Genomic DNA, 25,127 nt, shown 5'->3' on the forward strand with positions numbered 1-25,127 from the left:
GCGGGGGGCGGGGGGGGGCCGGGCCCCCCCCCCCCCGGGGCCGGGGGCCCCCCCGGGGGGGGGGGGGGGGGGGGGGGGGGGGGCGCCCGCGGCCGGCCCCCCCCCCACCGCCGTCACTGACCCTCCCAGACCGCCTTCGCGCCGGAGTCGCCGGTACGGACCACGTAGTACACGGCGACGGCGGCGGCCACCACCGACAGCACCTGCAACGCCACGGTCACCGCCCGGTTGGCGGGTACGCCCTCGACGGCGCGCGGCGGGACGAAGCGGACCAGGGCCAGCGCCACGATTCCCAGCGCGATCGTCGCGTACAGGGTCATGTCCCCGAAATCCTGGTGCGCCTCCAGCTTCGGGACGAACTCCGGCGTCACCCGGTTCGCCGAGCGCAACCGCTCGAAGAAGGCGTCCCCGGTGAGCTTCGCCAGCAGCGCGCAGATGGGCGCGCCCACCGCGAGCAGCGCCAGCACCCAGCGCGTGTGCGGCCGGATCGGCGCGACGAGCGCGTAGCCGATCGCGAGGAGCGCCAGCAGCGGCACGAACACGACCGCGGCGTGCAGCACGAGCGGGTGGGCGGGGATGCCCTGGAACTCTTCGAACATTCGGCGACTCCTCCGGCCATGGCGGATCTCGATGATCCGCGGCATGGAGGCTATCGGTACCGATCGGGCGTGCCCAGAGTCGCGTACGCGGAGCCACCACTCAGCTCCGTGAGCGCGGCAGGCAGTCCTTCTTGTACTTCAGGCCCGATCCGCACCAGCAGGCGTCGTTGCGCTCGGGTGGCCAGGGCACGCGGGCGGCGGGCCGCGCCGACACCTCGGCCGCGTAGCCGGCCCGGATCGCCGCGTCGGTCGGGTCGCCGTCGCGTCCACGGGCGAACGCGTCCAGGCCGGCCACCGTCGCCCGGTACACGCCCAGCCCGGTCCGGCCGGCGCCGGTCAGCCGTACCAACTCCTTCTCCAGTCGGGCCCGGTGCGCGTCCCAGTCCGGCCCGTACACGTCGGTCAGCTCGGGGTGGGCGGCGAGCAGCTCGTCGAACTCGTCGCGGGGCCAGAGCAGCAGATCCGACGCGCCGCCCTGGCGTTCCGAGACCTGGCGGACGAGCTGGTTCTCCAGCCGGTCGGCCAGATCGTCCTGCCGGTCGTGCGTCAGGTTGAGGTTGCGGCGTACCCGGTGGCGCTGTTGCAGCAGCAGGAACAGCACACCGGGGGCGTCCGGCGGACCGACCTCCGGGTCCGCCGTGGTGTCGCGCTCGGCGAGCAGTGTGCCGACCGCCTCGCTCAGCCACGTCTCGGCGGTCGACGACCGACCGGCCGCGTCCAGCGCCGCGCTCAGGTAGGCCGGCACGTCGGGCTGCGTGAGCAGCAACGGACGCAGCGCGGTCAGCTCGGCCATCGCCTCGTCGTCCCGGCCGCCGGCCTGGAACATCACCCGGGCCCGCAGCGCGCGGGCCACGCCCGCCCGGGGGTCGTCGACCGAGGGGTACGCCGCCAGCGCCTGATCCGCGTACCGCAGGGCCGCGTCGGTCCGGGCCCGGATCCGGGCGATCTCGGCGGCGAGCGTCAGGGCGTCCCCGGCATCGTCCGGATCCTCCAACCGGCCCTGCTCGACCGCCTCGGCGAGGTCGGCCGCGACACCGAGCGGGTCGGCCGCACCGAGCGCCGAGCGGCGCAGTTCGGCGAGGTCAGCCTTGGTGAGTACGTCTCTCGTCGGCACGATCTCACGGTACGTCGGAGGGCTCCCGTCCGGTCCAATTATGGTCATCTGCCGTCAACCCGCCCCCGATACCGTCCGGTCGCCAGTTTCTCGACCAGAGCACACAAAGGCGGAGTTATGGGCACGGTGGATCGGCGTACGTTCCTCAAGGCGATGGGAGTTCCCGCGATCGGCGCGGCGCTCCCGCTGGACCTCAGCAAGGCGCTCGCCATCCCGGCGAACAACCGGACCGGCTCGATCGAGGACGTCGAGCACGTGATCATCCTGATGCAGGAGAACCGGTCCTTCGACCACTACTTCGGCACCATGCGCGGTGTGCGTGGCTTCGGCGACCCGCATCCGGTGACCCTGCCGTCGGGCAAGGACGTGTGGCACCAGCCCGACGGCGCCGACGAGCTGCTGCCCTTCCGCCCCGAGGTGAAGGACCTCGGCCAGACCTTCCTGCCGGACCCGCCGCACGGCTGGAACGACGGGCACGCCGCCTGGAACGACGGCCGGTTCGACGGGTGGGTGCCGAACAAGGGCGTCACGTCGATGACGTACCACACCCGGCAGGACCTGCCCTACCACTACGCGCTCGCGGACGCGTTCACCGTCTGCGACAGCTACCACTGCTCGCTGATCGGGCCGACCGACCCGAACCGCTACCACATGTGGAGCGGCTGGGTCGGCAACGACGGCAAGGGCGGCGGCCCGGTCATCACCAACGCCGAGGCCGGCTACGACTGGTCGACGTACCCGGAGCGGCTGGAGCGCAACGGCATCTCCTGGAAGATCTACCAGGACGTCGGCACCGGGCTCAACGCCGCCGGCTCCTGGGGTTGGACGAACGACCCGTACATCGGCAACTACGGCGACAACTCGCTGCTCTACTTCCACCAGTACCAGAACGCGCAGCCCGGCACGCCGCTGGCGGACCGCGCGAAGACCGGCACCGAGATCCGTACCCAGGGCCGCGACCCCGAGGCGCTGCTGGCCGACTTCCGGGCCGACGTCGAGGCGGGACGCCTGCCGCAGGTCTCCTGGATCACCGCGCCCGAGGCGTACACCGAGCACCCGAACTGGGAACCGGCCTACGGCTCCTGGTACGTCTCGCAGGTCATCGACATCCTCGCGTCGCATCCCGAGGTGTGGAGCAAGATGGCACTCTTCATCACGTACGACGAGGAGGGTGGCTTCTTCGACCACGTGGTCCCGCCGACGCCTCCGCAGACGCGCGAGCACGGGCAGTCGACCGTGCCGACCACCAACGAGATCTTCCCCGGCGACGCCGACCACCCGGCGGGCCCCTACGGCCTCGGCATCCGCGTACCCATGATCATCGTGTCGCCGTGGACCCGGGGCGGCTACGTCAACTCGCAGGTCTTCGACCACACCTCGCTGATCAAGTTCCTGGAGACGCGGTTCGGGCACGGCCGGCCGGACCTGGTCGAGAAGAACATCACCCCGTGGCGGCGTGCCGTCGTCGGTGACCTGACCACGGCCTTCGACTTCCGGCACCCGAACCGCTCGCGCGACGTGAAGCTGCCGGACACCGACGACTTCAAGCCCGCCGACCTGGTCCGGCACCCCGACGAGGTGCCGGTGCCGCCGGCCGAGGGGCGGCTACCCAAGCAGGAGCGCGGCGTGCGCCCGGCGCGGGCGATCCCGTACGCCCTGCACGCCGACGGACGGCGGAGCGACGGCGAGTTCCGGATCGAGTTCCGCAACACCGGCGGCGCGGGAGCGGTCTTCCAGGTCCGTCAGGCCGGCAGCACGGCCGCGCCGCGCAGCTATACGGTCGAGCCGGGCAAGCGCCTGGCCGACACCTGGCAGGTCTCCTCCGGGTACGACCTGTCGGTGCACGGACCGAACGGCTTCTTCCGTCGGTTCGCCGCCGGTCGCTCGGATCTCGACATCACGCCCGCCTTCGACGAGCGGGGCGACAAGATCGAGCTCACGCTCACCAACCGTGGGCCGAAGCGGGTCGAGGTGACCGTTCGGGACGGCTACCACTCGCGGGCGGTCACGCTGTCGCTGCGCCCCGGTCACACCGAGCGCGCCACCTGGCAGCTGGCCCGCACGCACGGCTGGTACGACCTGACGGTCGCCGTCGCGGGTGACCCCGACTTCACGTACCGCTGCGCGGGCCACATCGAGAACGGCAAGGACAGCATCAGCGACCCGGCCCTGGGCGGGCTCGTCTAGCTGGTGCCGGCGTTACCGGGCCGTTCTCGGCCCGGGTGGCGCGCGCCGCAGCCGGCGGTGGGCGACCTGGGCGCGGTGGCCGACAGCGTCGGCGCGGTGGGCGGCTTGTGCCCGGCGGTGAGGGCCGTATGCCCGCGGTGGGGCCCGGGTGCCCCGGCGAGCGTGATGCCTCAGCGGCATCTTGATGCCACACAGTCATCACGCTCGGCCGGGTGCCTGCCCCCACCGAGGTCACCCACGGTAGCGATCAATCGGGTGACCTCGACGCCCCGCTACGGAGTGCGGGCGAGGTAGGCGCGCATCTCCTCCCGCGTTCCCGGGAGGCCGTAGCCGCAGACCAGCTCGGTGACGTTGCCGAAATTCTGACCGTCGATCAGCCATGGCTCGGCCGACCGGCTCAGCGTCTCCGCGAGCCGACGTTGGCGGGGTGTGAGGGCGTCCGCCGCCGTTCCTGCCGTCGCCGGGCCGTCCGGGAACGCGAGCGGGAGCGCCGCGCCCAACGCCGTCAACGACCGTTCGCCGCTGACGGTCGGCAACCGTTCGAGCAGCGCGTCGAACGCGTGGTCGGCGTGCCGCGGACCGAGCTGGCGCAGGGCGAGCGCCGCGTAACCGCCGAGATCGCCACCGAGGAACGGGACCCACTCACCCTCCGCTGGCGCGGCCGGAGCCTCGCCGGAAGCCGCCGACGCCCAGCCCACCAGCTCCGCGACGGTCGCCGGGTCGGCCGCCGCGCCGAGGACCCGGGTCCGACCGATCGCGGCGGCCCAACGGACCAGCGGGCGCGCATCGGTCAGCCACCGGGCGTCCGGCACGGTACCGAGCAGCCCCGAGGACACCAGCATGGTGGCCACCTCGCCGGGCGTCGCCGCGACGCCCGAGGCGGCGTCGAGGGCGCGGGCCAGCGCGGACACGCTGCCGTCGGCCTCCTCGGGAAACCAGGCGAGAAGGTACGCCGCGACCAGGCGCACATCCGGATCGGAGTGACCCAGCAGGTCGCGGAACAAGGGGACCCCGACGCGCACCGCGTCGTAGGCCGCCAGCGCGACGTACGCCCACAGTCGGCCCTGATCCGTCGTCGACAGTGACTCGAGGTAGAGGTACTCGACGTACTCCTTCTGGGTCTCGTCGCTGCCGGTCCACGGCGGCGGCTTGGCCGCGAGCAGCGCGCGCCCGCCCTCGGCGGCCCGGCGGTACTCGGCCACCGGGAAGCCGTCGGGTAGGACACCCTCGTCGTACCCGACGGCGAGGGCGCTCAACAGCCCGAGTACCGACGCCGGGTCCGGGGTGGCCGGATCGCTGAGCATCTCCAGCAGGAACGGCACCGCGTAGGCGCTCGCCTCGAACCGGTTGCCCTGGTGGAACACGTTGCCGTAGAGCTCACCCAGGGCCTCGTCCCGGGTGGTCGCATCGGGGGAGAGCAGGGCGCGTAGCTGGCCGGGCACGTCGTCGGCCGCCCCGTAGGCGTGGCCCAGCCGCGCCCAGTCGATGTCGTCAAGTCCGTCGAGCACGACACATGCTCTCCCGGCGCGATGACAGTTCGGCGTGGCGGGTCGGTCAGAACTCCTCGTACACCGCGGGGTCCTGATCTGACAGCCGCCCGTCGGGGCGGCCCAGCGCGGTGATGGCCTCGACCTGGGCGTCGGTGAGCGTGACGTCGAAGACGTCCAGGTTCTCGATCTGCCGCTGCGGCGACGCGGCCTTGGGCAGCGGAATCACCTGGCGGGCCACGTGCCAGGCCAGGATCGTCTGCGCGGTGCTGACGCCGTGCGCGGCCGCGATCTCGGCGATGACCGGGTGCTGTCGCAGGTCGTTGCCGTGGCCCAGCGGGCTCCACCCCTGCACCAGGATGCCCTGCTCCCGGTGGTAGTCCAGCGCTTCCTGCTGCGGGAAGTACGGGTGCACCTCGATCTGGTTGACCACCGGCGCGACGCCGGTCTCGGCCACCAGTCGGTCGATGTGCTCCGGCAGGAAGTTGGAGAGCCCGATGTGCCGCACCAGACCCCGCTCACGCGCCTCGATCAGCGCCCGCCACGCCTGCACGTACCTGTCGGCCTTCGGGTTCGGCCAGTGGATCAGGTACAGGTCGATCCGGTCGAGGCCGGTGCGGAACACGCTCTCCTCGATCGCGGCCAGCGCCGCGTCGTGATCGTGGTGCCGCCCCGGCAGCTTCGAGGTGACGATCAGTTCGTCGCGGACGTCGCCCGCGTCCCGCGCGGCCCGACCGACCGCGCCCTCGTTCTCGTAGTTGACCGCCGAGTCGAGTAGCCGGTAGCCCGCCCGGATCGCGTGCCCGATCGCGTCGACGCCCGCCGAGCCGTTCAACTGGTACGTGCCGAGCCCGATCGCCGGCAGGGTCGTGCCGTCGGCAGCGCTCAGGTGCGGAATCGTCATGATCGGGACCCTACTCGCACGACTGGCGCGTCACCGTCGGCTGGGCAGCCCAGGCACCGGCTAATCTCAGTCGTCGTCGCCGTGCCCGGCGGACGCGGCCGGGGTGTTGCCCCAGACCGCCTTCGCCCCGGAGTCGCCCACCCGGTAGACCTGCACCAGGTTCGCGGCGGCCACGACCACGGCCAGCGCGGCGACGACCACGGTGACCTTCCCCGCGGTGCCGGTCCGGTTCTCCGCCGGCCGCGACGTGCGGCGGTGCAGCCAGACCAGCGCCACGGCGGCGACGAGCAGCGGTATCGCGAACCAGATCAACGTGTCTCCGAGCTGGGCGTGCACCCCCGGGTCACCGACCCGGTGCTCAAGGTCCTCACCGCTGGAGGAGGCGAGCGGCACAGCGAGTGTGGCCAGCGCGGCGATCACGACGACGAGCGTGCCGTACCGGCCGCGCCACGACGGTTTGACGGCCAGCGCGGCGACGCCGATCGCGGCCAGCGGCAGCAGGACCACCACGACGTGCACCACCAGGGGGTGCAGCGGCAGGCCATTGACGGTGTCAGGCACAGGATCTCCTCGGCGCTCGGGATGTCACTGCGCGGGACGTTATAGCCGAATTCTTGCGAAGTCCTTGCGGGGCCGAATTCGCACCCGACAGGTCAGGCCAGGGGTAGCAGCAGCGTGAACGTGGCGCCCCGGCCGTGGGCGCCGGTCACCTCGAGCGAGCCCCGGTGCGCCTGCGCCACCTGCTGCGCCAGCGCGAGGCCCAACCCGAACCGACGACCCGTCCCGGCGGTGCCATGCGCGAAGCGCTCGAAGAGTCGATCCGCCTCGGCCGGGTCCAGGCCGACCCCGTCATCGACGACCTCGGCGGCGACGCACCCCGGTCGGTGACGCACCCGCACCCGCACGTGCCCACCCGCGCTCACGTGGCCCAGAGCGTTGTCCACCAGAGCGGTCAGCGCCCGCCGCAGGGCCACCTGAGCGCCCCGCACCGGCGCCGTCGCCTCGACCTCGACGCGCAGCTCGACGTCCCGCTCCCGCGCGTACGCCGACATGCTCGCCACCACCTCACGGGCCACCTCGGCCAGGTCGACGACGGTGTCCGGGGGCGGCTTCTGCTCGGCCGCAGCCGACACCAGCAGATCGTCGACGACCTCACCGAGCGCCCGGGTGTCCGCGACAAGCTGGTCGAGCTGGTCGGTGAGCTGCTCCACCGGTTGGGCCCGGGCGCGACGGGCGATCATCTGCGCCCGGGTGTGCAGCACGGTGAGCGGGGTGCGCAACTCGTGCGAGGCGTCGGCGACGAAGCGGCGTTGCAGGGTCAGCGCGGCGGCCAGGGGAGCGACGGCTCGGCGGGCGAGCAGAGCGGCGGCCACCAACGCTCCGGCCAGACCGGCCAGTTCGGCGACGAGCAGCGCGACGCCGAGCTGCCCCTGCCGCTCGCGCAGGGGCGCGAGGTCGGCGGCGACCGCCCAGCGGCTGCCGTCGGGCCGATGAGCGACCAGCACACGGACCGGGTGGTCGTCGCCCGCGTCGGTGTCGAACCGCCCCGGTTGCCGCCGCAGCGCGTCGTCGAGAACGCGCACCAGTTCCGGCGACGCGCTCGGGGTCACCTCGACCGCGTCGGTCCCGGCTGTCCGTTGGGCGAGGACCTGGCCGGGCGGTGGGTCGTCCACGTCCTCGGCCATGGCGAGTACCTGACCCAGCTCGGAATTCAGCGCCCGGGACTCCTGACGGCTGGTGAGGACGAACATCAACGCGCCGACCAGCAGCAGCACGACGCCGATCGCCCCCGCGGTCTGGGCCACGCTGCGTCGACGCGCACGAGTCAGCCGGGCCTCGTTCACGCTGTCAGCCCGTACCCACGCGGTAGCCGAGCCCGTGCACCGTACGGATCGCGCCCCGACCGAGCTTGCGGCGCAGGTGATGGACGCAGGCGTCGACGCTGCCGGGGGCGTCGGCATGGGTGAACGCGGTGCTGAGCAGCTCCGCCCGGGTGAAGACCTTCAGGGGCCGGCCGGCGAGCGCCCGCAGCACGGCGAACTCGCGGGCGGACAACGGGATCTCCTGACCGTCGTCGAACACCCGCCGGTTACCCACGTCCAACCAGCGCCGTGGACCCAGTGGCAGTCGGCTCGCCACGTCCTGATGGCGGCGGCGCAGCGCGCGCAGCCGGGCCAGCAGCTCCGGTACCTCAAACGGCTTGACCAGGTAGTCCTCCGCGCCCGCGTCGAGCCCTTCCACCCGGTCGTCGAGGGCGCCGCGGGCGGTGAGCATCAGCACCGGGGCGGTCACACCGCGTCCGCGCAGCGCGGTGACCAGGCCGAGGCCATCCAGCACCGGCAACCCCCGGTCGATGACCATGAGCTGGTAGTCGCGGGCCAACGCCTGGTGCAGGCCGCTCTGCCCGTCAGCGGCCAGGTCGACCTCGTACCCCTCGTCGGTGAGTAGGTCGGTGAGCAGCGCGGTCAGCGCACGGTCGTCCTCGACCAGCAGCAGGCGGGGGCGGGCACTCTCCACCGGCCCAGTATCACGGGGTGCGGGGGCGCTGGCCGTGCAACTCCCCTCAGACCGGGCCGGGATCACCAACGGGGGCGTCGCGGATGGCGAGCGCGGCCTGGACGAGCGCGGCGTGGGTCAGCGTCTGGGGGTAGTTGCCGAGGTGGGCGCCCGTCGCCGGGTCCACCTCTTCGGCGTACAGGCCGAGGGGACTCGCGTGGTCGACCATGGCCTTGAACAGCTCGACGGCCTCGCGCCGACGCCCGGTGCGGGCCAGGGCCTGCACGAGCCAGAACGAGCAGGGCAGGAACGCGCCCTCGGTGCCGGGGAGGCCGTCCCGCCCAGGCGGGTAGCGGTAGAGCAGTGGACCGCCGGCCGACAGCCGGTCCCCGATGGCGTCGATGGTGCCGCGTATCCGGGGCGACCCGGTCCGGTCGATGCCGAGCAGCGGCAGGACGAGCAGAGCCGCGTCGAGGTCCCGGGAGCCGTACGTGCGAACGTAGCTGCCCGTCGTCGGGTCGAAGCCACGCGTCCGGACCTCGGCGGCGATGGCGTCCCGGGATCGCTGCCAGCGTCGACGTTGACCGTCCGGCAGGGGATGCGTGTCGGCGATGGCCAGGGCACGGTCCAGGGCGAGCCAGCCCATGAGCTTGGAATGGACGTGTTGTGCGGGCTCGCGTACCTCCCAGATACCGGCATCGGGCTCCGGCCAACATCGGGAGACCACGTCGGCGAAACCGCGCACCGCCCGCCACGTCTCGGCATGGAGGCGGTGTCCGGCCTGAGCGAACGCCCAGGCGGCGTCGATCACCCAGCCGTAGCCGTCGAGCTGGTGCTGACCGGCGGCGGCATTGCCCACGCGTACCGGCCTGCTGCCGAGGTAGCCGGGCCATGAGGGGAGTTCCCGTTCCGCTGGTACGCGCCGGCCGTGCAGGGTGAGCAGCGCCGGCAGGCGTGGTCGTTGCAGCCGGCTGGCGTGCAACAGCCAGGCGAGGAAGCCCTGTGCCTCGTCGGCCTTGCCGACGCTGAGGAAGGCGCTGACACCGATGCTGGCGTCCCGGGGCCAGACGTAGCGGTAGTCCCAGTTGCGTACCCCACCCGGATCCTCGGGCAGGGACGTGGTGGGCGCGGCCACCGGCGCGCCCGAGGGCGAGTAGGTGAGCAGCCGCATGGTGAGCAGACTTCGTACGACGTGCTCCCGGAAGGGCACCCGCTCGTCGATCTCCGCGGTCCAGGCGCGCCAGCGGGCCTCGTCCGCGACGAGCAGGTCCCAGGCGGCCGTCGGCTCGACGTGGACGATCGGCTCACGGTGGGCCACGGCCAGCACGAGGGTGACCGGACGACCCGGCCGGACCGTGAGGGGAGTGGGTCGGCCCGGTTCGATCCGGAACGAGGGCGTGCTGTCCAGCGCGACCGCCAGCGCACCCCACTCACACACCAGGGTCTGACGCCGGTGCTGGACGCGGGGCCGGCGGTGCCGGACGCCCAGGCGGGGATCGAACTCCACCACCGCGTCGACCGCCGCCCCCTCGGCCGACAGCCGGCGCACGACCAGCGTCGTGGGCAGCAGGCGACCGCTGACCTCGGCCACCATCGCCTCGGTGAGGCAGAGCCGGCCGCCGCCCACCGCCCAGATGGTCTCCAGGGTGGCGGTGTGCGGCCGGTACCGCCGTTCGAGGACCGTGGCCGACCGCGCCGGGCCGATCCGGAACGTTCCGGCGTCCGGGCCTCCGACCAGCCTGCCGAACAGGGGCTCACCGTCGAAGCGCGGCACGCAGAGCCAGTCCATCGCGCCGTCACTGGCGACCAGGGCGGCGGTACGCGTGTCGCCGAGCAGCCCGTAGTCACTGATCGGTCGCTCACCGGTCACGGCGATCGCTCCCGCGACGAGCGCCGGGTCACCGGGCCTGCAGGAGTACCCCGAGAGCGACCCCGTAGACGACGTGGACGACGGCCGTGACCAGGGGAGTCTGGACGCCGTAGTTGAGGGCGAACAGCCCGGGTGGCTCCAACACCGCCGTGCTGGCCGGTCCCGCCCGCTGCGACGCCATGCGGGGGTGGACACCAGGAAGCAGCGGCAGCAGCACCGTCAGGGCGATGCTGACGTGCACGATCCCGAGCAGCGCTCCGATCCACCAGGTGGCGCGGTACAACAGCGCGAACGTGCCCGCGTACCCGAGGGCGAACCCCTGACCGGCGCACAGGTGCAGGAAGAACCCGACGACCCGAGCCCGGTCGGGATCGGCGGTGACGAAGGTCCCGAGCACCAGAGGAAGATCGAGCCGGGTGAGGCCGGCCAGTTGAGCGGTGATCATCGCCGCGGTGAGCGCCGCGGTGGCGACCAACCCGAACAACGCCCATCCGGCCCAGTCCATCTCAGCAGTCGTCGACGTCGCGGGCGTGCTCAGTCATCGGTCCACCCTTCGGCTGAAACGGCGCGCGAGCTGCGACCGGACGCTCACCCACCAGGCGTCCGGTTTATCACCATAAGCCACTGGAGCTGTCGCGCTGGCCTGCTCGCCCAGACGTCTCCTGACGAGTTCGACCGCCGAGCGGCGAATCCTTTTCGTGCGTGTCCGGGCTGCCGCGAGTCCACCCGTGGTCAGCCGAGGTCGTCTCCGACCGCCGTCTCGTAGACCGTCTCGACTGGCCGGACCACCTTGACCATCGAGGCGAGGTACTCCCGCGTCTCGTGATCGGTCGAGTAGACGATCGTGCCCTTCATTCCACGGGTGAGGAGGACTTTGTAGGTGTTGCGAATCAGCAGGTCCGCTTCGGTGTCACTGACCGACTTGCGACTGCGAAACGCTGGATCCTTCGACTCCTCGCGTCGGGTCACCAGCTGACCGTCCCTGGCTACCAGGTCCGGCCCGATGATGACACCGGACCAGTCGTACTCGAAGCCCTGCGCCGTGTAGACGCAACCCACCTGGCCGAACCCGTTCGGGTCGGTGGCCCAGAACGCGCTGCCCGGCGCGTCTCCGACGCTGCGGTCGCTCTTGACGTTCCACGGCCGCGACCACGCGCCGATCTGGACGTCGGACACCAGGCTGTCGTCCGGACGCGGATCGCTCCACGGCCAGCAGTACCCGGCGGACATCCTGGCAGTGACCCCGGACGCCTGTTTGCGGGCGAGGAAGGCTTCCATCTCCTCCGGCGACTCGGCGAGACGCAGGTCGACCCTGCCGTCGCCGGTCCAGACCGACGGCTCATCGCCGCCGAGGCCGAGCAGGTCGACAACCCATTGCTCGTACGTCTCGCTGCCTCCGCAGCGGAACTGGCTGTGGAGCGACACGACTTCGATTTCCAGGTCGAGCTGCCTCGCGTGGGACGAGATGACCTCGACATTGCCGAGCTCACCCGGCTTCACGACCTGGTGCTCGTCGAGCAGGAACACCGGCACCCGGGCGGCGGCGATCAGTTCGTCGATCTGTGGACGAGACTTCTCCCGCTTGGCCTTCGGCGTGAACCTGTTGACAGAGGTCTCGCGGATGCGGTGCGCCTCGTCGCAGATCAGCACGTCCAGCCCGTTGCGTTCGGCGGACATGAAGCTGTTGAAGTAGCCGAAAAGGTTTTTCAGCCGGGTCGACCCCTTGCCGGCGTACCGGCGCAAGGTCTGGGTGAACGACCGCGAGCCCGTCGCGTGCATGACGGAGCGGTTCTGGCGCGCCAACTCACCGAGCACCGACAGCGCGATCACGCTCTTGCCGCTGCCCGGTCCACCGGCGACGACCACTACCGACTTGCGGTCCGCCGATCGTGCCCGCTCAACGGCGTGTAAGACCAACTCGTACGCCACACGCTGCTCATCCAGCAGGGTGAAGTGTGATCGGTCCTTCAGCTCCTGCGCGGCATACCTGAGGAGATGGCGGCTGGGTCGTACCGCGCTGGTCAAGAAACGGTCGGCGGCGCCTGCGCCTGATGCCGGAGCCAGGCGGCTGCGCAGGTAGTCGAGGAACTGGCCACGCCGCTGCTTCGTGAAGATGCGGCTCTGCTCGGTCACCGGGCGGTCGAACAGGTCACTGATGTCGCGGTCGACCGCATTGTGTAGGTACGCGACCCCATGCACCGGGTGGGGACGCCCGGCGAGGACGCCGAGGAAATCCGTGAGGTATTCGCAGTACTGCTCGACCTGGACTCCGGGATGCAGCCGCGGGCCATGCGCGTGTTCGATCGCCACGAGGGTGTCGGAACCCTCGTAGGACTCGGCGTAGGACCACTGCTTCAGCTCAACGACCACGTAGGAGTCGTCGGACGTCCTCGGATCCACACCGGCGAGCACCACGTCGACCCGCTTGCTGGTCAGCGGTAGCTGGTACTCGACAAGCATCTCGACTTGGCCCAACCCTGCGTCGGTCAGATCCTGACCCAGCACCTCAAGGCTCCGCGACCAGGAACGGCGTTCCGGCGGGCTCACGTTGCGGCCGATCTGCTCGACGATCCGGTCCGCGAGTGTGCCGCTGCCGACCAGCCGCAGCAGACCATCGGCGGACGTACGGAACGCTGACAACACTTGCCCCCGGGCAGCACGAAGTGATCGTGCGCATGGGGGGCGTGTCCGGCAGCCGCCGGAAGCCCGTCGTGACGCGCTCCTACGTGATGGACTGTAGCGAAGAGATCAACTCAGCGCCATGGTGGTGCTGCCTGCGGTTACCGCTTCGCCGCCGACCCGCGAGCCTGGTCGATCGGGTAGCGACGAGCCACTTCCTCGAGCTTGCTCGAAGCCGCCTCGACCAAGTCGATGCCGAGGACGTCGGCGAGCCGGGTCAGATAGATCATGACGTCGCCGATCTCGGCTTTGACCCGCGCTCCCGCCTCCTGGTCGGTCATGACGGCTGCGGCCTGTTCAGGTGTGAGCCACTGGAATTCAGCGATCAATTCGCCGACCTCACCGGCGAGCGCCATAGCTAGGTTCTTCGGCGTGTGAAACTGCTGCCAGTCGCGCTCCTCGGCGAACGCCCGTACATGACTCGTCAGGTCCTTCATGGTGGGCAGCATCGCAGAAGTCCCGGTTGGTATGCGATGCCGACACCAATGGCGCGATGCTCGCCGGTCACAACGAGACGACGACCGGTTGGACCTGGACGTTCTTGGTCAGCTGCTCAGGCGAGGGGACAGGCGTGCTGATGTTGACAGACAGGTTGTAGCCGTAGATGGCCACTCCGTCGAGGTGGTTCGCGCCCGGCCAGTCCGACTCCAGGCGGACCGCCATCCGAGTGGGAAAGTTGGTCACCTTCTCGGCGCACGACCGGATCAGGACCACGCTCGGGGTGGCGGTCAGGTGGGTTGCCAGCATCCGGGCCAGCTTCTTGTAGGTCCACCCCCAGTCCTTGGCACCTGCCTCGGCGTCACCGATCTCCTCGTCGTTGCCGTGGGCGCGGATGCACAGCGGCTCCCCTGCCTGCACCCCAGCCAGGTAGGTGGCCAACTGCCGATCCGCCTCGGCCTGCGTGAGTCCGGCGTCGATGGGCAGAAGTGCACCCCATGCGGCGGCGCCCGATTCGGCCCCTTCCGATTGACGGCGGGTATTCGGGTCCTGGGTCGCCACGATGAACATGACATGCACCTCCGGCTCGCTGCCTTATTGGACGGACGAGAGGAGGCTAGCCCGGTGGGCGAAGAAGCACGCTGTCGTCTATCCGGCCCGAATTCCCGAGGTCGCATGTTCGACAAGTATTCGCCGACTTTTTGGACAGCCGTGACTAATCGCGATCCTCGATCCGCAATTCCCGCAGAGGCAATTGGCATGGGACCGGTCCCGATGGCGACAATCAGTGGCTCTGCACCGCGACGGTCATTAGCGCCGGCGCGTCTGCATCTGAGTTCAGCGGATCAGCGCGTTCTCACGGGTGCTGCCGACGAAGGCGGACCAAGCGGTTGGGTGGAAGGTGAGAGCCGGTCCGGCCGGATCCTTGGAGTCGCGGACGGCGACGATGTCGGGGATGTTGGTGGCGACCTCGACGCAGTTGCCGCCGTTGTCGCCGCTGCGGGTGCTCTTGTGCCAGATAGCGTCGGTCAGGTCAGTCATGCCGCATCTCCCCGATGATCTGCTTGATCATGTCCCTTGAGTCTGCCTGATCGAGTGCGAGTGCATCCAGACCCTTCCAGACGTCTTCATAGGCCCGCAGCTCGTCGGGCTTGTCCAGGTAGAGCGCCCCGGTCAGTGACTCGCTGTAGACGACCGACGGTTCCGGGACGGCCCGGCCGCCCTTCGTGGCCGGGAAGTCCAGCAGCACGAAGGAGCCTGCGACCGCACCGGGCTGTGGCCCTGCCGCGAGCGGCGCAATGCGGACGGAGACGTTCGGCAGCTCCGATGCTTCGAGCAAGCGAGCGAGCTGTTCAGCCATCACGGCAGGGCCGCCCACGACACGACGAAGCACCGCTTCGGAGAGAACGGCGTCCAGACGCGGCGGCTGTGGAAGTCGGCGCGTGAGCAGACTCTGACGTTTCAGCCGCACCTCTACCGCCCGCTCGCGCTCCTCAATGCTCAGCCGGCTCGTGGGCCGGAAGAGGCCGAGCGCGTAGGCGCGGGTCTGGAGGAGCCCGGGGATCAAGTTCTCGCCATACTCACGGAGGTGGGCGGCGGCGGATTCCAGGCCGACGTACAGCTCGAACCAGTTCGGCACCGCATCGCCGTACGCGTGCCACCAGCCCTTCGACTTCGTCTCGGCGGCCAGTCCGCGCATCGCCTCGGTCATCTCGGACGACACCCCGTACAGCTCGCACATCGCCTTGACGTCGAGCACCCGCACCGAGCCCTGGCCGCATTCGAGACGCCAGATCTTTTGCCGGCTGTATTCGAGCGCTTCGGCGGCGGCGTCGAGTGTCACGCCGGCCTCGTTGCGGAACTGGCGCAGCAGCCGACCGAGTTGCCGGCGCGGGACGGTCGATCCGATGTCGTCGGGCATCCGCACACTCCCTGGTTCCAACACGCAACACTGCGTTACCTGCTCCTGCAACTCCTACGGGTTTCAGCAAAGAAAGTCAATGCATGACGGGGAAATCGCGGTATTGAACGTTGCATTTCCGATGCGGACTGTCGCAGGCTGATCACAGCACGGCGGCCGGCCGGTCCCCCCGAACGGCCGCCGTGCTCCCCGAACACCCTCGCCCCTCCGCGTCAGGAAGGCAGGCAGACATGAACGCCAGAAACCAGCGACCGGACCCGCCGCGCGGTGGTGCGACCTACCGCTCCGGCGCGTACGCCAGTCTGTTGCCCTGGCAGGTGCGTGAGCGCCGCTTCACGCCGGCCGGGCTCGGACGTCGCGGTCTGAACCCCGACGACGTGTACGCCTTCCTCGACCGGGTCGCCGTCGACATGGCCGCCGTCTACGCCGCTCTCGCCGAAAGTCGCCGCGAGACCGTCCGGATCAAGGCCGGGCTGCGTCGCTGGCAGACTGATCAGGCCCGCGCCCGCAACGAACGGGACGAGGCCCAGTGAGCCAGCGGTACGTCATCCACCTGCCCGTCGTCGCCACCGACCTGCCCGCCGCGCAACGCCTGGCCCGGGTCATCGGTCGATGGATGCTGGTGCTGCCGATGACGGACCCGGGGGAGACCACCGTCTCCGAGGAGGACCAGCAGTTCCTGCGCCACCGGGTCTTCTGCGACCTGCGGCTGCCCGGCGGCCGGCGCTGCCTCCTGCGCGACGGCCACGACGGCGAATGCTCCCGCCGCCTACGCAGATGAGGGGAGCCGCCGCCGGCCGAGCGGGGCCGGCGGCGGAACCAACGCTCAGTACGTGAAGGTCCAGAGGAAGTAGAACCCGGGTGCGTTGGGACCGTACTGGCGGTACTCGCAGTAGTACCAGCTCCACTGGCCGGTGCGGGCACCCTCGCTGCCGTAGCTGTTGCAGAACTGGCCATCGGAGTAGACGCCGCGGAGTGTGCCGCCCTGCGGGTCGGCTGCCGCCGCGGCGGCGCCGGTTCCGACGAGTCCACCGATTGCGAGCGTCGCCGCCACCGCCAGCGTCGCCCATCTGCGTCCGCGCATGGAGTCTCCTTCCGTCACCGTCCACAGTGCACGTGCTCCGCGCCGAGTCGAGACCAGGACATCGAAGCTGGTGAGTGTCAGGCTATCCGTTGGGGCGGCCTCCGTAGTACGGGCCGAACGGGTGACGCAGGAGTGCGCTCGAATCCGGACCGGGAGGCGACCGGGTCGAGGAGAATGCCCCCTGACGGGCGACAACCCACTCGGGGGTTAGGCTGGGGCGTGGATGGCGAGCGCGTTCTCGGGCTGGTGGCAGCGATTGCCGACGGGGTCACGGCCTCCCGTGAGCAGTTGCAGGGTTTGACGCAGTCCGAGATCGATGAGATCGAGACCGATAGGCGGTGCCGCTCGTCCAGAGCTACCGGCGGTTCCTGGAGTTGGTGGGGCGCAGTGCCGGGCACTTCTTGCAGGGCAGTGACGTGTTCTACCCTTCTGCGCTGGGTCTGGGTCGAGCCGCTCGCGAGCTGTTGGAGGAAAACCGGGTCCCGTTCGTGTGGACGGCAGAGGATCGAGTGATCCTGATGCATCAGGGCTATCAGTTCGACTTCCTCCGGGGTGCGGGCCCGGATCCCGAGGTCTGGTCCTACTGCGAAGGCACGACGGTTGGCGTGCCGGTCATCAGCTACCCACGCTTCACCGACTGGCTGCAGGCGCAGGTCGAGCAGCAGACTCAGGCATGGGCTCGAATAGTGCCCTGGTACGAAGCCGAAAGGGCCAAGCCGCCAACAGAGCGACGCGTGTTCTTCGGTCGGATAGACCCGGATGGCAGCATCACCGAGGAGATGTAGGCCTCTTCAAGTCATCCGTTGTTGGCCACGACGAGAGTGTGGCCCGGTGTCGGACGGCGAGCTTGTCGGACCTGGTGAACATAGCCCGGGTACCCGCTCGCTCTGGCGGACGTTCCAGCGACTCCTGGTGCCCGCCGACCTCGCTTGAAGCGACACTCACCCGCCGCTTGCGCACGCCGACGGGGTCAGCTTGCGAACAGCATCCGCGTCGGGAATTCGCCGCTGGACCGCCAGGCCTTCACGATCTTTGCCGTGATCGCGCCGGCGGCCGAGTTGAAATCGCCATCTTCGACACGGGCGTCGAGGGTGCTTGGATCGATCGTCAGAATTCGGTCGAACCTGTCATCCAAGCCGAACTCGTATCGGACCTCGCCGGCAGTCGCTTCGACACGTCGGGCGGTCACCATCATTCCCATGCCCTAGCCTCCCATGTCCGCGTAGTCCTCGTAGGTCGGCCTGGGTATGGACGACTCCCAGTTGGACACCTGGTTGGCGGCAAGATGTGCTTCGCGGTATGCCGCCTGCGGATGTGCCCGGTAGTACCGCAGCTCCGCCAGTTCGTGCTCCAGTAGGGCGTAATCCTCGGGTAACGCGCCGCCTCGTCGCAAGCGTAACCATGCCTCAGCCATGGGCGGGCTCGGATCATATCGTTGATGGATGATCCCGCCTGCGTAGTCGTCCATCGGGTGCTCGTCAACGAAGATGTGTCGACGGATCTGTTCTATCTCCTCGCGTGAAAACCCTTGGGAACCGTCAAGGCGGGGGGCATCCGCGACCTGGCGAGCTACGAGGTCAGCATCATCCTGCCTACGGATGGCGTCGTATGCCTCTTCTGCCCAACGATCCTGCCGACCATAGTCCGCCAGATCACGAGGCCGAGTGGTATGGCCGCCATGAAAGCCAGATGCCCCCTCTCCCGCGTTCCCCGGCCGCGCAGTTGGCGAATCGCGCAGTCGTCCCAGCGCCTGCTTGAGCTTGTCGATGAGGTCGCCGAGTCGGCGCACCTCCGGGATCAGCCGTCGCAGGCTGGCCAGCAGTGCACGAAGCATCCGCGCGATCCGCGCCCCCCACGACGCGACCAGCGTGGTCACCTGTTCCACCACCAGCGGTGTGGCGAGTCCGCCGGTGAAGACGAGTTCGCCCGCGTACGTGATGAGGCGGGAGACGCAGGTGGCGATCGCGTCGCGGACCAGGAGCCGGACGGCGGCCACGAGGCCGGCGGCGCCTTCGGTGATGGCGGCCATGGTGTCGGCGCCCTGGGCGAGGCCGGTGATGGCCTGGTGTTGTTCGGCGGTCCAGGCGCGGTAGGCGGGGCCGGCGCTGCCGCCCCAGCCGGCGACGTCGTCGCGGACGGCCCGGGTCAGCTCGGCTGCCTCGTCGCGGAGCGAGGTGGCGACGTTGCGCCAGGTCTGGGCGTGTGCGGTGATCTGCGCCGGGTCGCCGGCGAGCCAGTCGAGCGCCTCGCTGAGCGGCTTGACGTGTTCGATGAGCCAGGCGATTCCGTACTGGAGCAGGGCGCCGACCGGGTCGGAGACGAAGGCGAGCGCGTCGAGGCCGGCGCTCACGACGCCGAGGCTGCCGTCGATCCAACTGCCGCTGCGGATGCCCTGCGCGATGAGTTCGATGTCCTCGCAGATCCACACTCCCGCCCAGGCGCTGGGCGGGGTGTCCGCTGCGGTGGCGACGAGCGGGTTGGACGTCACGGGCGTTGCCGCACCCCGTCGAGCAGGTGCTTGGCGTGGGCGTCGGAGTGTCGGTAGCGGTCGGCGCTGGTCCGCAGCTTTCCGGCGGTGTCCCGCACCGAGCCCGCGGCGACGCCGATGCCGTCGACCAGGGTCCGCTGGAGGCCGTCGAGCAGTGTCGGCATCAGTGCGCAGAGCTGCCCGTACGCGTCGGTGCCCAACCGGACGTGCTGGCCTGCCTGTTGGGCGGTGTCGAGGCTGCCGGCGCAGCGATCGAGGCGCGCGGCGTGGGCGGTCAGGTCGTCGGGGTCGACCTGGATGCCGTCACCGCGGGGCATCGTTCGGCCCCGGATCGTGGCGCAGCCGACTGCGGTAGGAGTCGATGATGGCCCGCGCGCCCGCGTTGTCGCCGAGGGACTCCGTGGTTACTTCGGTGACCTGCCGCAGCAGGTCGGAGCGGGCGGCTCTCGTGGTGTGCACGATCTGCTCGGCGGTGCGTGCCGCGGGTTGGTGCCGGGTGCGCTCGTCGAGCCGCAGGTCGATCAGCAGGCCCGCCGAGTCGACGGTGACCAGGACCGTCCGATCGGGGGTGTGGGCGGTGCCGGTCAGCTCCCGCATCCGCGTCGACAGCGTCTTGGCCCGTTCCGCCCGTTCGGCGAGCGACGACTCCCACTCGTCGAGCCGGCGCTCCGCCGCGTCGAGCGCGGCGTCGTCCGCCCACATGCTGACCCTCCCCAGGGGACCACGGCCGGCCACCGCCAGCGAGATCACCGGTACGCTACCAACCAGTCGCGTTCCGTGCATGCCCGAGACGATCGCGAATCCGCGCCGGGAGTCGGTCAGGCCGAGGAAGATTGCCTCCGTGACGAGCGACAACGCGCACCGGGGGTGGTCCGCCCGGACGGCCTGGCAGGGGCGGATCAACGCCCCGCTGCGCGCGTTCCTGCGCACCGAGACGGGCGGCGCGCGGGTGGTGCTGCTCGCCGCCGTGGTGGCCCTGGCCTGGGCCAACCTGCACCCGTCGTCGTACGAGTCGGTGTGGCGCACCAGCCTGTCGGTCCGGCTCGGCGACTGGCCCGTCTCGCACGACCTGCGTACCTGGGTCAACAGCGGCCTCATGACGTTCTTCTTCCTGGTCGCCGGCCTGGAGTTGCGCCGCGAGTTCGACATCGGTGAGCTGCGTGAGCGGCGTCGGCTGTGGTTGCCGATGCTGGCCGGGTTCGGCGGCATGCTGCTGCCGATCGGGATCTACCTGGCGATCAACGCCGGACGGTCGACCGCCGTGGGCTGGGGTGCGGTGATGGCCACGGACACGGCCCTCGCGCTCGGCGCGCTGGCCGTCTTCGGGCCGCGTTTCTCGGACCGGCTGCGGGCCTTCCTGCTGACGGTCGCGGTCGTCGACGACCTGGTGGCGATCGCGGTGCTGGCGGTCGCCTACCCGTCGCACTCCTCGCCGAGGGCGCTGCTCGTCGCGGCTCTGATCTTCGCCGTGGTGCTGCTCCTGCGGGTCTGGAAGATCCGGCACGGGTGGTTCTACACGCTGCTCGGGGTGGCGGCCTGGCTCGCGGTGTCGGAGTCCGGCGTCGACCCGGTCGTGGTGGGCCTGCTGATGGGGCTGCTGACCTACGCGTACGACCCGGGCCGCAAGGACCTGCAGTGGGCGAGCGACCAGTTCCGCCTCTTCCGGGAGCAGCCCACCCCCAAGCTCGCCCGGATGGCCCAGGCCGGGCTCACCGCCGCGCTGTCACCGAACGAACGACTACAGAGCCTCTACCACCCGTGGGCGAGCTACGTGATCGTGCCGCTGTTCGCGCTGGCGAACGCCGGGATCGTCATCGACGGCGAGCTGCTGGGCCGGGCCGTGACCTCACCGGTGACGCTCGGCGTGGTGGCGGCGTACGTCGTCGGTAAGCCGGTCGGCATCGTGATCACCTCGTGGTTGGTGACCCGGCTCAGCGGCGAGCGGTTCCGGCCGCCGGTCGGCTGGGTCGCCGTGGTGGGGGTCGGCACGGTCTCCGGTATCGGGTTCACCGTGGCGCTCCTGATCGCCAACCACGCCCTGCACGGCCCGGCGCTGGACGAGGCGAAGCTCGGCATCCTCGTCGCGACGGTGGGCGCGTCCGTCCTCACCTGGCTGCTGTTCCGGATCGTCGCCCGGCTCTCGCCGACCCGCCGCGCCCGTGCGCTGCTCGGCATGGCCATGGGCATCGTCGACCTGAAACTTCCGGTGGACCCGGAGCGCGACCACCTGCGCGGGTCGCTCGACGCGCCGGTGACGGTGGTGGAGTACGGCGACTTCGAGTGCCCCTACTGCGGGCAGGCCGAGCCGGCGGTCCGGGAGCTGCTGGCCGACTTCGCCAACGTCCGGTACGTCTGGCGGCACCTGCCGCTCACCGACGTCCACCCGCACGCGCAGGTCGCCGCCGAGGCCGCCGAGGCGGCGGGCGACCAGGGCGCGTTCTGGGAGATGCACGACCTGCTGCTCGCCCACCAGGACGCGCTCAACCCCGCCGACCTGCTGCGGTACGCCGAGCAGCTCGGCCTGGATCTCGATGAGTTCCGGGAGCACATGGTCAAGCGGATGGGCGTCGACCGGATCGCCGAGGACGTCGAGTCGGCGGACCTCAGCGGCGTCACCGGCACGCCGACCTTCTTCGTCAACGGCCAGCGCCACCATGGGGCGTACGACATCGCCGCGCTCACGGCGGCGGTGAAGTCGGCGTTCACGAGCGCACGGCTGCAACCCGAGTACCGTCGCGAGCCCGGCCAGGGCGGGGACGCGGCCCCGGAATGATCGCAATAAATGCCCTCCGACCTGCGTGAACCGTCGACATCGACGCGCTCTACGATCGCCGGCATGCGGATCGGTCCCCCCGCCGTGACGCCCGCCCTGGACGTGGAATCGCTCCCGCTCACGGCGGACGCCGTGGACGTCTACCAAAATCTCCTGCGGGTGGCGCCGGTGGCGCAGCGGACCTTCCTGACCACCGCCTCGCCACGGGCCACGCGCGCGCTCGCCGGCCTGCTGAGCAGCGGCGCCGTGCACCGCGACGACGCCGGCGTGCTGCACGTCCGGCCACCGCGTACCGCCCTGGAGAACTGGGCCGCGCTGCGGGAGATGGAGGCCGCCCGGGCGCGCGCCGCCGCCGAGACGCTCTCCAGGCTCTACACCGCCGTGCACGGAGCGGGCGCCGCGTTCGTCGAGGTCATCGAGGGCAAGGACGCCGTCCGCGAGCTGTTCCGCCAGTTGCAGGCCGGCGCCCACGCCGAGGTGCGCGGTCTGGAACGCGGGCCGTACCTGCGCGACACCACCCGCGTGCCGGAGGAGGTGCAGTACGACGCGCTGCGGCGCGGGCGGCGGTACCGCTGCGTGTACGAGGGCGAGCTGCTGCACGACGAGGCGATGCTGGCGGCCGTGCGCGCCACGGTCGCCGCCGGTGAGCAGGCGCGCGTCTTTCCCGAGCTGCCCCTGAAGATGATGCTCGCCGACGCCGAGCGTGCTCTGGTCGTCCTGCCCCGGGCCAGCGGTGACGAGGCCGACGCGGTGCTGGTGCACCGCTCCCGGTTGTTGGAGGGGCTGTCCGAGCTGTTCGAGGTGTTCTGGCGGCTCGGAGCGCCGATCCACGCCACCGCCGACACCGCCGAACCGGACGCCGAGCCGACGGTGGCCACCCAGCGGCTGCTCGCGCTGCTCACCGCCGGCCTGACCGACGAGGCGATCGCCCGTGACCTGGGTGTCAGCAACCGTACGGTGCACCGTCGGGTCAGCCGCCTCCAGGAGTTGCTGGGCGCGCGCAGCCGGTTCCAACTCGGCGTGCAGGCCACCCGCCGCGGCTGGTTGTAACTGGCCGGATCCTGCCATGACCGGTCTTCGTCACGGCGGGACGGCGGCGGCGAAACACTCCTGGGCCAGGGTGAAGTCCGTTCGATCAATCGCTGTCTGAGAGGACGGGACGATGCCCCATCCCACGACCGGGTCGCGCCACCCACGCCGCGTGCGCCGGCCGGCCGCCCTGCTCGCCGTGACCCTGGTCGCGGCGGCCCTGACCAGCGGCGCGGCCGGCACCGCCGCCAACGCGGCCACGGCCACCGAGCCGGACACCGCCGCCCTGGCCGCGTCCCTGGCCACCCAGCGGCTCGCCTGGGAGCCGTGCGGGCTGACCGAGGTCAGCCCCGAGGACGAGGCGCAGCTACGCCTGTCCTGCGCGACGGTCACCGTGCCGCGCGACTGGCACCACCCGCGCGACGGAGAGACGATCCAGGTCCGGATCAGTCGCACCGCCGCGTCCGGCCCCGACCGGGCGGGCATCCTGCTGGTCAACCCGGGTGGCCCCGGCGGCAGCGGCCTGTCGCTGGCGCCGTACGTGGCGCGGTCCGCGCCCGCCCTCGCCGAGCGGTACGACGTGATCGGCTTCGACCCGCGCGGGGTGGGGCAGAGCACCCCGCTGCTCTGCACGGTGACCTACCGCGACACCGACAACACCAACGACCTGATCACCCAGGCCAACGTGCGCGGGTGCCGCAGCACCGAGCTGACGAAGTACATCACCACCGAGCAGACCACGTACGACATGGACTTCATCCGGGTGCTGCTGGGCGAGCGCAAGCTCAACTACCTCGGCTACTCGTACGGCACCTGGCTGGGCACCTGGTACGCGGCGACGTTCGGCAGCCGGACGGGCCGGATGGTGCTCGACTCGGTGGCGGCGGTCGGCTCGCCGACGCTGCAGGAGACCTGGGACCTGCAACCGTTCACCCGGGACCGGGCGTTCCAGGAGCAGTTGCTGCCGTACATGGCCCGCCACGACGACCTGTACGGCCGGGGCAGCGACCCGATGAAGATCCGGGAGATGTTCGAGCGGGCCGGCGGCACCCGCGTCGGCATGGGACCGTTCATGTTCGGCTGGTTCATTCTCGGCGCGCTCTACGACACCCAGAACTATCCGACGGCCGCGGCGGCGGTGAACACCGTCATCCAGTACTACGAGGAGTGGAACGGCTGGACGCCCGAGCAGATCCTCAGCGCCGCGACCGCGAAGCTGCTCGCCGCGCCGGGCATCACGGCCGACGACCGGGCGTACATCGAGCAGTCCCGCGTCGCCGCCCAGGCGACGCTGAAGACCCAGGGTGACCGGTCCCTGCTGGCCCAGGGCACGGACGAGTACACGTACGACATCGACTACGTCTTCGAGGTGATCCGCTGCCAGGACGGGCAGTGGAACGACAGCATCGCGCACTGGAACGCGTTCAGCCGACGCCTCACCCGGGACGCGCCGCTGGTCGCCCCGTACCTGCAGAACCCGCCGGCGTGCGCGTACTGGCCGACCAGCAACCGGATGCCGAAGTTCGACCGCAGGACGTTCCCGAAGGTGCTGATGCTCCAGGACGAGCTCGACGTGGCGACCGCGTACGAGGGCGCGCTGGCGGCCTCGAAGAAGCTGCCCGGCGCGTCGATGATCAGCGTCGACAACGAGGGCAGCCACGGCGTCTTCCCGTACTACACCCCGTGCGTGGACGACCCGGTCTACGCCTACCTGCTGGACGGTCGGCTGCCCGCCGAGACGTACACGGGCTGCCAGGCGGTGCCGCTGCCGGGCGAGAACGCGGTGTTCGAGGTGGGCGGCAAGCTGACCGGCAAGGGGACGGTGCGGACCCGTCTGATCACCGACGACATGCGGGCCGCCAACCGGATGCTCAAGCGGATGCTGCGCACCGAGCCGGGACCGTCGTACCCGGAGTGACGCTCCTCGGGGAGCGGGCGGCGACCTGACGCCCGCTCCCCAGTGGATAGGACACCGCCTCTTGACTCCCGGGAAACATCGGGCCACCATCTGACAACGTTGTCACATACCCCCGTCCCTTCTGACAACGTTGCCACCCT

At 70.6% G+C, this 25,127-nt stretch carries 26 protein-coding genes; 7 read left to right on the forward strand and 19 right to left on the reverse strand.

What is annotated here, in order from left to right; translation table 11 throughout:
* Positions 1-113 precede the first annotated feature (113 nt).
* Both ACIBTX_RS17020 and ACIBTX_RS17025 read right to left on the reverse strand, forming a co-directional pair.
* Complete coding sequence (locus ACIBTX_RS17020; protein WP_357133054.1) at positions 114-599, reverse strand: DUF2231 domain-containing protein; 486 nt, start codon at positions 597-599, stop codon at positions 114-116.
* Positions 600-699: 100 nt separating this feature from the next.
* Entirely contained in the window at positions 700-1,713 is a 1,014-nt protein-coding gene (locus ACIBTX_RS17025) for an SEC-C domain-containing protein (RefSeq protein WP_357133056.1), read from the reverse strand.
* Positions 1,714-1,830: 117 nt separating this feature from the next.
* Between ACIBTX_RS17025 and ACIBTX_RS17030 the strand changes: the two genes are divergently transcribed.
* The gene (locus tag ACIBTX_RS17030) at positions 1,831-3,900 is read left to right on the forward strand and encodes a phosphocholine-specific phospholipase C (RefSeq protein ID WP_357133058.1); all 2,070 of its coding nucleotides are present in this window, start codon (positions 1,831-1,833) and stop codon (positions 3,898-3,900) included.
* A gap of 272 nt (positions 3,901-4,172) precedes the next feature.
* Here the strand turns inward: ACIBTX_RS17030 and ACIBTX_RS17035 are convergent, their stop codons facing one another.
* From ACIBTX_RS17035 to ACIBTX_RS17090, 12 genes are all read right to left on the reverse strand, one after another.
* A complete protein-coding gene (locus tag ACIBTX_RS17035; RefSeq protein WP_357392662.1) occupies positions 4,173-5,408 on the reverse strand; it encodes a hypothetical protein in 1,236 nt (411 codons plus the stop codon).
* 46 nt (positions 5,409-5,454) lie between these two features.
* Positions 5,455-6,291: an aldo/keto reductase gene (locus ACIBTX_RS17040; RefSeq protein ID WP_363660709.1), complete on the reverse strand. Its 837-nt coding sequence runs from the start codon at positions 6,289-6,291 to the stop codon at positions 5,455-5,457.
* Between the two features lie 66 nt (positions 6,292-6,357).
* On the reverse strand, positions 6,358-6,852 hold the full coding sequence (locus ACIBTX_RS17045; protein WP_357133064.1) for a DUF2231 domain-containing protein: 495 nt from the start codon (positions 6,850-6,852) through the stop codon (positions 6,358-6,360).
* Between the two features lie 92 nt (positions 6,853-6,944).
* Positions 6,945-8,096, reverse strand: a complete 1,152-nt coding sequence (locus ACIBTX_RS17050; RefSeq protein ID WP_396832698.1) for a sensor histidine kinase — start codon at positions 8,094-8,096, stop codon at positions 6,945-6,947.
* A 43-nt stretch (positions 8,097-8,139) separates the two neighbouring features.
* A complete protein-coding gene (locus tag ACIBTX_RS17055) occupies positions 8,140-8,808 on the reverse strand; it encodes a response regulator transcription factor (RefSeq protein WP_363660711.1) in 669 nt (222 codons plus the stop codon).
* A 46-nt stretch (positions 8,809-8,854) separates the two neighbouring features.
* Positions 8,855-10,657: a glycoside hydrolase family 15 protein gene (locus tag ACIBTX_RS17060; RefSeq protein ID WP_396832699.1), complete on the reverse strand. Its 1,803-nt coding sequence runs from the start codon at positions 10,655-10,657 to the stop codon at positions 8,855-8,857.
* Between the two features lie 28 nt (positions 10,658-10,685).
* Positions 10,686-11,162: a hypothetical protein gene (locus ACIBTX_RS17065; protein WP_357133072.1), complete on the reverse strand. Its 477-nt coding sequence runs from the start codon at positions 11,160-11,162 to the stop codon at positions 10,686-10,688.
* 227 nt (positions 11,163-11,389) lie between these two features.
* Complete coding sequence (locus ACIBTX_RS17070; protein WP_396832700.1) at positions 11,390-13,297, reverse strand: DNA/RNA helicase domain-containing protein; 1,908 nt, start codon at positions 13,295-13,297, stop codon at positions 11,390-11,392.
* A 140-nt stretch (positions 13,298-13,437) separates the two neighbouring features.
* On the reverse strand, positions 13,438-13,773 hold the full coding sequence (locus tag ACIBTX_RS17075) for a nucleotide pyrophosphohydrolase (protein ID WP_357169337.1): 336 nt from the start codon (positions 13,771-13,773) through the stop codon (positions 13,438-13,440).
* A gap of 67 nt (positions 13,774-13,840) precedes the next feature.
* The gene (locus ACIBTX_RS17080; protein ID WP_357392681.1) at positions 13,841-14,344 is read right to left on the reverse strand and encodes a hypothetical protein; all 504 of its coding nucleotides are present in this window, start codon (positions 14,342-14,344) and stop codon (positions 13,841-13,843) included.
* A gap of 267 nt (positions 14,345-14,611) precedes the next feature.
* Positions 14,612-14,815, reverse strand: coding sequence for a DUF397 domain-containing protein (locus ACIBTX_RS17085; protein WP_357169343.1), 204 nt, complete (start codon positions 14,813-14,815; stop codon positions 14,612-14,614).
* Positions 14,808-15,695 carry a helix-turn-helix domain-containing protein gene (locus tag ACIBTX_RS17090; protein ID WP_396832701.1) on the reverse strand — a complete coding sequence of 296 codons (888 nt, stop codon included), beginning with the start codon at positions 15,693-15,695 and terminating at the stop codon, positions 14,808-14,810. The genes ACIBTX_RS17085 and ACIBTX_RS17090 overlap by 8 nt, the downstream gene beginning before the upstream one ends.
* 230 nt (positions 15,696-15,925) lie before the next feature.
* Between ACIBTX_RS17090 and ACIBTX_RS17095 the strand changes: the two genes are divergently transcribed.
* The gene (locus ACIBTX_RS17095; protein WP_396832702.1) at positions 15,926-16,228 is read left to right on the forward strand and encodes a DivIVA domain-containing protein; all 303 of its coding nucleotides are present in this window, start codon (positions 15,926-15,928) and stop codon (positions 16,226-16,228) included.
* The gene (locus ACIBTX_RS17100; protein WP_363660715.1) at positions 16,225-16,476 is read left to right on the forward strand and encodes a hypothetical protein; all 252 of its coding nucleotides are present in this window, start codon (positions 16,225-16,227) and stop codon (positions 16,474-16,476) included. Before ACIBTX_RS17095 ends, ACIBTX_RS17100 begins: the two co-directional genes overlap by 4 nt.
* A gap of 45 nt (positions 16,477-16,521) precedes the next feature.
* Here the strand turns inward: ACIBTX_RS17100 and ACIBTX_RS17105 are convergent, their stop codons facing one another.
* Positions 16,522-16,779 (reverse strand): hypothetical protein, encoded by a 258-nt coding sequence (locus tag ACIBTX_RS17105; RefSeq protein ID WP_357133142.1) that lies wholly within the window; start codon positions 16,777-16,779, stop codon positions 16,522-16,524.
* Between the two features lie 338 nt (positions 16,780-17,117).
* Between ACIBTX_RS17105 and ACIBTX_RS17110 the strand changes: the two genes are divergently transcribed.
* Positions 17,118-17,564 (forward strand): hypothetical protein, encoded by a 447-nt coding sequence (locus ACIBTX_RS17110; protein WP_396832703.1) that lies wholly within the window; start codon positions 17,118-17,120, stop codon positions 17,562-17,564.
* 185 nt (positions 17,565-17,749) lie between these two features.
* Here the strand turns inward: ACIBTX_RS17110 and ACIBTX_RS17115 are convergent, their stop codons facing one another.
* From ACIBTX_RS17115 to ACIBTX_RS17130, 4 genes are read right to left on the reverse strand one after another with little or no spacing between them, the layout of a single operon-like run.
* Positions 17,750-17,980, reverse strand: coding sequence for a hypothetical protein (locus tag ACIBTX_RS17115; RefSeq protein WP_357392685.1), 231 nt, complete (start codon positions 17,978-17,980; stop codon positions 17,750-17,752).
* 3 nt (positions 17,981-17,983) lie between these two features.
* Positions 17,984-19,267 (reverse strand): WXG100 family type VII secretion target, encoded by a 1,284-nt coding sequence (locus tag ACIBTX_RS17120; protein WP_396832704.1) that lies wholly within the window; start codon positions 19,265-19,267, stop codon positions 17,984-17,986.
* On the reverse strand, positions 19,264-19,584 hold the full coding sequence (locus tag ACIBTX_RS17125; RefSeq protein ID WP_357392687.1) for a type VII secretion target: 321 nt from the start codon (positions 19,582-19,584) through the stop codon (positions 19,264-19,266). The genes ACIBTX_RS17120 and ACIBTX_RS17125 overlap by 4 nt, the downstream gene beginning before the upstream one ends.
* A complete protein-coding gene (locus ACIBTX_RS17130; protein WP_396832705.1) occupies positions 19,571-19,969 on the reverse strand; it encodes a YbaB/EbfC family DNA-binding protein in 399 nt (132 codons plus the stop codon). Before ACIBTX_RS17130 ends, ACIBTX_RS17125 begins: the two co-directional genes overlap by 14 nt.
* Positions 19,970-20,108: 139 nt before the next feature.
* Between ACIBTX_RS17130 and nhaA the strand changes: the two genes are divergently transcribed.
* The 3 genes from nhaA to ACIBTX_RS17145 all read left to right on the forward strand — a co-directional run bounded on the left by nhaA (position 20,109) and on the right by ACIBTX_RS17145 (position 24,987).
* The gene (gene nhaA / locus ACIBTX_RS17135) at positions 20,109-22,040 is read left to right on the forward strand and encodes a Na+/H+ antiporter NhaA (RefSeq protein ID WP_357169361.1); all 1,932 of its coding nucleotides are present in this window, start codon (positions 20,109-20,111) and stop codon (positions 22,038-22,040) included.
* 63 nt (positions 22,041-22,103) lie between these two features.
* Positions 22,104-23,090: a LuxR C-terminal-related transcriptional regulator gene (locus tag ACIBTX_RS17140; RefSeq protein ID WP_396832706.1), complete on the forward strand. Its 987-nt coding sequence runs from the start codon at positions 22,104-22,106 to the stop codon at positions 23,088-23,090.
* A gap of 112 nt (positions 23,091-23,202) precedes the next feature.
* Positions 23,203-24,987, forward strand: a complete 1,785-nt coding sequence (locus ACIBTX_RS17145; RefSeq protein WP_396832707.1) for an alpha/beta hydrolase — start codon at positions 23,203-23,205, stop codon at positions 24,985-24,987.
* Positions 24,988-25,127 lie beyond the last annotated feature (140 nt).

Origin of the sequence: Micromonospora sp. NPDC049359 (assembly GCF_044466585.1) — a bacterium.
Classification (GTDB): Bacteria; Actinomycetota; Actinomycetes; order Mycobacteriales; family Micromonosporaceae; genus Micromonospora.